6 protein-coding genes are annotated in these 7,123 nt (G+C 55.6%); all 6 read left to right on the forward strand.

Annotation, left to right across the window (positions count from 1 at the left end):
* Positions 1-207, forward strand: a 207-nt coding sequence (gene rplT / locus Q0L39_RS09750) for a 50S ribosomal protein L20 (RefSeq protein ID WP_296628774.1), incomplete at its 5' end; no start/stop codon positions are given.
* 97 nt (positions 208-304) lie between these two features.
* Complete coding sequence (locus Q0L39_RS09755) at positions 305-1,090, forward strand: RNA methyltransferase (RefSeq protein WP_296628776.1); 786 nt, start codon at positions 305-307, stop codon at positions 1,088-1,090.
* 22 nt (positions 1,091-1,112) lie between these two features.
* The gene (dprA, locus tag Q0L39_RS09760) at positions 1,113-2,606 is read left to right on the forward strand and encodes a DNA-processing protein DprA (protein WP_296628777.1); all 1,494 of its coding nucleotides are present in this window, start codon (positions 1,113-1,115) and stop codon (positions 2,604-2,606) included.
* Positions 2,607-2,683: 77 nt separating this feature from the next.
* Positions 2,684-4,915 carry a type I DNA topoisomerase gene (topA, locus tag Q0L39_RS09765; RefSeq protein ID WP_296628779.1) on the forward strand — a complete coding sequence of 744 codons (2,232 nt, stop codon included), beginning with the start codon at positions 2,684-2,686 and terminating at the stop codon, positions 4,913-4,915.
* Positions 4,902-6,230: a methylenetetrahydrofolate--tRNA-(uracil(54)-C(5))-methyltransferase (FADH(2)-oxidizing) TrmFO gene (trmFO, locus tag Q0L39_RS09770; RefSeq protein ID WP_296628781.1), complete on the forward strand. Its 1,329-nt coding sequence runs from the start codon at positions 4,902-4,904 to the stop codon at positions 6,228-6,230. The genes topA and trmFO overlap by 14 nt, the downstream gene beginning before the upstream one ends.
* Before the next feature lie 165 nt (positions 6,231-6,395).
* The coding region (plsX, locus tag Q0L39_RS09775) for a phosphate acyltransferase PlsX (protein ID WP_296628782.1) at positions 6,396-7,123 on the forward strand (728 nt) is incomplete at its 3' end.

The raw sequence follows: 7,123 nt of genomic DNA on the forward strand, positions 1-7,123 counted from the left end.
CGTAAACAGAAAAAACGTGACTTCAGAAGACTGTGGATCACCAGAATCTCTGCAGCTTGCCGTGCAAACAACGTTTCTTACTCTGTATTCATCAATGGTTTGAAGAAAGCCGGCATTGATCTGAACAGAAAGATGCTGTCCGAAATCGCTATCCATGATGCAGCAGCATTCACCGCTCTTGTTGAAAAAGCAAAAGCAGCTCTCTAATTTAGAACAAAACGCCCGGGTCGTATGACAACGGGCGTATTTTGTTAGTAGGGGAAATTTGATCTGACCAAAGGAAAGGAAGGTGTGCCTGGTGCAGATGCAGCCGATCACATCCAAGGAAAACCCAAAACTCAAGGCAGCTGCCAAGCTGCTGCAATCCAAAAAGGCCCGCCAGAACGCAGGAGAGTTTTTGGCAGAGGGCTACCGGCTGTGTGCCGATGCACTTCGCAGCGGGCTGGTGCCGCGGCAGGTGTTTGTTACGCAGCAGACGCTGCAAAAGTACGACTGCACCGAGCTGCTTGATGCAGCAAAGGAAACCTGCCTCATCGAGCCTTCCCTGGCAGGCCGCCTTTCCGATACGCAGACTCCACAGGGAATCTTCTGCGTCTTCCCAATACTTGACAATTCAGACAGGCTTGCTACAATAAAGAAGAATCGGGTGGTCGTCCTCTCGTCATTGCAGGACCCGGGCAACATCGGCACCATTATCCGTACCGCCGAAGCCTTCGGGCTGGATCTGATCGTCATGTCCTCCGACTGTCCCGATCTGTATTCCCCAAAGACGCTGCGCGCCACCATGGGCGGCGTATTCCGTATGCCCATCCTGGTGACCGACGATCTGGTGGGAGAGATCGGCTGCCTGCGCAATCAGGGAGTGGCAGTTTATGCCGCTGCTCTGCATGAACAGAGCACACCGATCACCAAGGTCAACTTTGCACATCCCAGCGCCATCGTCATCGGCAACGAAGGCAATGGACTGACCGACGAGGTCATCGAAGCATGCACCCAGCCGGTGATTATTCCGATGGCCGGCCGCGCAGAATCACTCAATGCAGCGGTGGCTGCTACCGTCGCCATGTGGGAGATGTGCCGCGCAAACTAATCATCAAAGGAGAGGACTGTCTGTGGATAAAACACTGTACTGGCTCTGGCTGAGTCTGGGACTTGGAACAGCTAATCCTGTTGCAGGACAACTGGTAAAACGGCAGCTGGATCCCTCCGAGCTTTTTGAGATGGACGTCCGTGGACTGCTCCAGCTGGAATTGTTTAACCCACAGCAGTGCCGCGTTCTCAAATCGACGCCGCTTGATCGTGCCGAAAAGATACTGGATCATTGCCGCCAGAAGGGCTATCATCTGATCACACCGCAGGATGCGGACTATCCAAAACAGCTGCTTTCGCTGCCGGACCTGCCGCTGGTGCTGTATGCACAGGGGCAGCGTTCGCTCCTGAAGGAGCTTGACAACCTGCCGGTGATCACCGTGGTCGGCACCAGAGATTCCTCCGATTACGGGCGCTATGTGGCAGAGTCGATGTCCTATGACCTGGCAAACGCAGGGTTTATCGTGGTCAGCGGCCTTGCCGTGGGCATCGACGCCTTTGCTCATTATGGAGCGATTCGGGCAGGAAAAAAGACCGTTGCGGTGCTGAGCTGCGGACCGGATGTGCCCTATCCGTCCCAGACACAAAAGCTGCGGGAGCACATCCTTTCCGGCAATGGGCTGATCCTCAGCGAGCTGGAACCTTCGGTGAAACCGAGCAAGGGCTATTTTCGCACGAGAAACCGCCTGCTTGCAGGAATTTCGGAGGGTGTGCTAGTGGTGGAAGCACCGGAGCACAGCGGCGCGCTGATTACTGCAAATTGCGCGCTGGAACAGGGCAAGGATGTGTTCGCCGTACCGTCGGACATCTATGACCTGCGCGCCAGAGGAACATTGCAGCTGCTGCGCGACGGCGCCATTCTGGCTGCCAACATCATGGATATTATCAGTCCCTATCTTTCCCGATATCAGAACTATCTCCATGTCGGCAAGCAGCAAATGAGCTATCCGGTGGTGCAAAAGCGCAAGAGATTGCCTCCGCGTCGTCCTGCGGTGTGGGAGAAAAAACCACCACAAAAACAGGAGGAACCGCCTTTGGCGATCCATCCCTCTGTGGATAACGGAGAAAACCTGATGGACTGGTTCGACAATCATTCTGCCTACACCCGTTTTCAACCAGGCATGGTGCTGGGAAAGGACTGGAAGGAAGAAAAAGAACAGATTTTGCAGCAGGTTTTTCAAGATCTGCGGGATAATTCCTCCAAACCATGCACAGAAATAAAACAAAGACAACAACAGGCTGCGCAAAGCGGCCTTTCTGACATAGAACAGAGAAAGTCTGTCCCAAAAGAGCAGGCTTCTCCGGCACAGCCGCCGCTTCAACCGCAGGCATCATTTGATCCGGTGCCCAAGGAAGAGCATCAGCGCGTGCTGTCCGTACTGACCGAACAACCGCAAAGTCTGGAACAGATCGCACAGGCCTGTCACATGAGTGTCGGGCAGGTGACCTCGATTCTGTTTGAACTGGGTGTTCCGGACACCGTCAAGATGTACCCGGGACAGTTTTTCAGCCTTTGATTGATGATAAAGAAGCAAATACACGCTCCTGCCGCCGTTACCGAAATGGGCAACAGGAACAGAATATGGAGGTTTCAATGGCAAAGGAAGCTGCACAGGCAGCGGTGGAAGGACAGGACCTTCCAGCAGCTGCTGCTGTGAAAAAGACCGCTGTAAAAAAGACGGCGGCAAAGAAAACAACCGCCAAAAAAACAACAAAAACCACCGCAAAAAAATCGACCAAACAGGGAAAACCCACCAGCAAGCTGGTCATCGTGGAGTCGCCTGCAAAGGCAAAGACTATCCAGAAATATCTGGGTAAGGGATATGAGGTGCTGGCTTCGATGGGCCATGTGCGCGACCTGCCCAAGAGCCGGCTGGGTGTGGATATTGAGCACGGTTTTCAGCCGGAATATATCGACATCCGCGGCAAAGGTCAGCTGCGCAATGAACTGAAGAAAGCAGCCAAAAAGTCGAGCTTTGTCTATCTGGCGACCGACCCTGACCGCGAAGGAGAAGCGATCTCCTGGCACCTTTCCAACATGCTGGGACTGGACAATAGCGAAGAAAACCGCGTCACATTTAACGAGATCACCAAGAGCGGCATCAAGAGCGGTATGGCAGCTCCGCGCCATATCGACGTTAATCTGGTCAATGCCCAGCAGACCCGCCGCATTCTCGACCGTCTGGTCGGCTATAACCTCAGCCCGTTTTTGTGGAAGAAGGTTAAACCAGGTTTGTCCGCAGGCCGTGTGCAGTCGGTGGTCGTCAAGCTGATCGTCGACCGTGAGCGGGAGATTCAGGCGTTCCAGCAGGAGGAATACTGGAGCATCGACGCAAAACTGTCCACCACCCGCTCCAAAAAACAGTTCCCTGCAAAGCTTGCCCTATTTGAAGGCAACAAGCTGGAGATCAAAAATGAGCAGCAGGCGCGCGACATCCTCTCCCAGCTGGAAGGCAAGGATTTTGTCATCACCGACATCAAAAAGGGCGTCAAGAAAAAGGTGCCGGCGCCGCCGTTTACCACCTCGACCATGCAGCAGGAGGCTTCGCGCCGTCTGGGCTTCCAGGCCAAACGAACCATGAAGGCAGCTCAGGAGCTGTATGAAGGTATCGACCTGCCGAAGCTGGGCGCTGTCGGTTTGATCACCTACATGAGAACCGACTCGCTGCGCATCTCCGAGGAGGCTGTACAGGGTGCAAGGGAGTATATCACCGGACGCTACGGCGAAAATTATCTGCCGGAAAAACCGCGCACCTATAAGAAGAAAACCAACACACAGGACGCGCACGAGGCAATCCGTCCTACCATGCCGTCCATGACACCCGAGCAGGTCAAGGAGTCGCTGACCCTCGACCAGTATAAGCTGTACAAACTGGTGTGGGAGCGCTTTACCGCGAGCCAGATGGCAGATGCGATCCTCGATACTGTCGCTGCCTCGATCGACGCCGGAAGCTACACCTTCAAGGCATCGGGCTATTCGGTGCGCTTTGACGGCTTTACCGCGCTGTATGAGGAAGCAAAGGATATACCGGAGGAAAAGAGCCCTGCGCTGCCGGAGCTGATTCAGGGAGAGAAACTCAACCTGAATGCACTGGAACCAAACCAGCACTTTACCCAGCCGCCGGCAAGATACACCGAAGCTTCCATCATCAAGGCGCTGGAGGAAAACGGAATCGGCCGTCCGAGCACCTATGCACCGACCATCACCACCGTCATTCAGCGCGGCTATGTGGAGCGCGAGGCCAAGAGCCTGGTTCCGACCCAGCTGGGCGAGGTGACCACCAAACTGATGGAGGAGCAGTTCAGCTCGATTGTCAACGTCGATTTCACCGCCGAGATGGAAACAAACCTCGACCTGGTGGAGGAAGGAAAGGCTGACTGGGTACAGACGCTGTCGACCTTCTACAACGAGTTTGAACAGAACCTCAAGGAAGCGGAAAAGAAGCTGGAGGGAACCCGTCTGGAGGTGCCGGATGAGGTCACCGACGTCATCTGTGAAAACTGCGGACGGCACATGGTCGTCAAGATTGGACGTTACGGCAAATTCCTGGCCTGCCCTGGCTATCCAGAGTGCAAAAATACCAAGAAGATTGTTCAGGAAACCCCTGGAACCTGTCCGGTGTGCGGCGGAAAGATTCACGCCAAAAAGTCCAAGAAGGGCAAGACCTACTTTGGCTGTGAGCACAATCCGCAGTGTCCGTTCATGACCTGGGATAAGCCGGTAGAAGAAAAATGTCCGCAGTGCGGTTCCACCCTCTTCCAGAAGGCGGGCCGCGGCGGTAAGCTGCACTGCCTGAAGGAAGGCTGCGGCTATGAAAAGGAGTAGTATGACACAGACAGTCAAAGTTGTCGGTGCAGGTCTGGCTGGCTGTGAGGCAGCCTGGACACTGGCACAGGCAGGGATTGCGGTCGAGCTTTACGAGATGAAGCCTGTCCAGTATACCCCTGCCCACAAATATGCGGGATTTGCAGAGCTGATCTGCTCCAATTCCCTGAAAGCGGCGCGCATCGGCTCGGCGGCAGGCATGCTCAAAGAGGAGATGCGCCTGCTCGGTTCGCTGACCATGGAGGCCGCGGCGCAGACTTCGGTTTCTGCCGGCGGCGCGCTGGCAGTCGACCGAGAAAAGTTTTCCGACTACGTCACTGAAAAAATCCATGCACATCCGCTGATTACCGTCATACCGCAGCGCGTCGATGAGATCCCGCAGGGACCGACCATCATCGCCAGCGGTCCGCTCACCGAGCAGCATCTGGCACAGAGCATCCAGCAGCTGTGTGGAGAGCAGTATCTTTCCTTCTTTGATGCAGCGGCGCCGATTGTCACCTTCGAGTCGCTCGACAGAGAAAAGGTCTTTTTTGCGGCGCGCTATGGACGCGGTGAGGACGACTATATCAACTGTCCGATGGATAAGGAGGAGTATGAGCGCTTTTATCAGGCGCTCATCGAGGCCGAATCGGCGCAGCTGCACGACTTTGAACAGCAGGAGCTGACCGTCTACGAGGGTTGTATGCCGGTGGAAGTGATGGCAAAGCGCGGAGCGGACACCCTGCGCTATGGACCGCTCAAACCGGTTGGACTGACCGACCCGCACACCGGCCGCCGCCCGTGGGCAGTGGTTCAGCTCCGCGCCGAGAACAGGGAAGGAAGTCTCTATAATCTGGTCGGCTTCCAGACAAACCTCAGATTCCCTGAGCAGAAGCGGGTGTTCTCGATGATTCCAGGACTGGAGCATGCCGAGTTTGTCCGCTACGGAGTGATGCACCGCAATACCTTCCTCGATTCGCCGCGGCTGCTCACCAGCGCCTTCTCGCTGCGCAAGCGACCTGACCTTTACTTTGCAGGTCAGATGACCGGCGTCGAAGGCTATGTGGAATCGGCGGCATCCGGCATCCTCGCGGGCAAAAATATGGCGCGTGCTCTGGCCGGCAAACAGCCGCTGCTGCTGCCTGCCGACAGCATGCTCGGCGCGCTGTCCCGCTATATCAGCGACGAAAGCGTCAAGAACTTTCAGCCGATGGGCGCCAACATGGGCATTTTGCCGCCGTGGCCGGAGCGTGTCAAGGACAAGACCGTCCGCTGTGAAAAGATAGCGACCCGCGGTCTTGACCATCTCAAGGAATATTTGCAGACGGTGGATTAAACACCGCTTGCTCGTGACCGGACAGCGCCGGAAGATGCGGTGCTGTTTGGGCTGATACATATGAACATCTGCCGCACCGGTTTTGACGGTGCGACAGATTCTGCTTTTTCTGCCCGTCAAGGAAAAGCGTGAAGCGAAGATGGCGGAGAAACGAGGTTACTGAATATGAAGATCATTGTGGATGCCTTTGGCGGAGACAATGCGCCGCTGGAAGTTCTCAAGGGCGCACAGCTGGCTGCACAGGAATACGGCGTAGAAATTCTGCTGGCGGGCGACCGCAGCGAGATTGAACGCTGTGCAAAACAGAACAGCATCTCGCTGGACGGCATGGAAATTCTGGATGCACAGGGAATGATTCCGGTCGAAGCGGACCCGACCACCCTGTTAAAAGAGTATGAAAACTGCTCGATGGCGGTTGGCATGCGCGCACTCAAAGAGGGCAAGGGCGACGCATTTGTCAGCGCAGGCAGCACCGGCGCTCTGGTCGTCGGCGCTTCGCTGATCGTCAAACGTCTGAAAGGCGTGCGCCGCACCGGTATTGCCACCGTTATCCCAAACGAAAAGGGCTGCTTTTTGCTGATGGATTCCGGCGCCAACGCCGAGTGCAACAGCGATATGCTGGTGCAGTTTGGCATGATGGGCAGCGTGTACATGAATAAGATTCTGGGCGTCGATTCCCCGAAAGTAGGTCTGATCAACATCGGCACCGAGGAGACCAAGGGCCTGGATTTGCAGGTGGAAACCTATCACAAGCTGCAGAACGCACCGGTCAACTTTGTTGGCAACGTCGAGGCGCGCTCGCTGCCGATGGGCGAATGTGACGTCGCAGTCTGCGACGGCTTCACCGGCAACGTGGTGCTCAAGCTCATCGAGGGCATGGCAAAGTTCTTCTC

This window comes from uncultured Negativibacillus sp., from assembly GCF_944388365.1.
Lineage (GTDB): Bacteria > Bacillota > Clostridia > Oscillospirales > Ruminococcaceae > Negativibacillus.

Bases quoted from the DNA above. Each gene is read 5' to 3' on its own strand.
- Q0L39_RS09755 (WP_296628776.1), top strand. From the start codon at position 305: ATGCAGCCGATCACATCCAAGGAAAACCCAAAACTCAAGGCAGCTGCC.
- topA (WP_296628779.1), top strand. From the start codon at position 2,684: ATGGCAAAGGAAGCTGCACAGGCAGCGGTGGAAGGACAGGACCTTCCA.
- trmFO (WP_296628781.1), top strand. From the start codon at position 4,902: ATGAAAAGGAGTAGTATGACACAGACAGTCAAAGTTGTCGGTGCAGGT.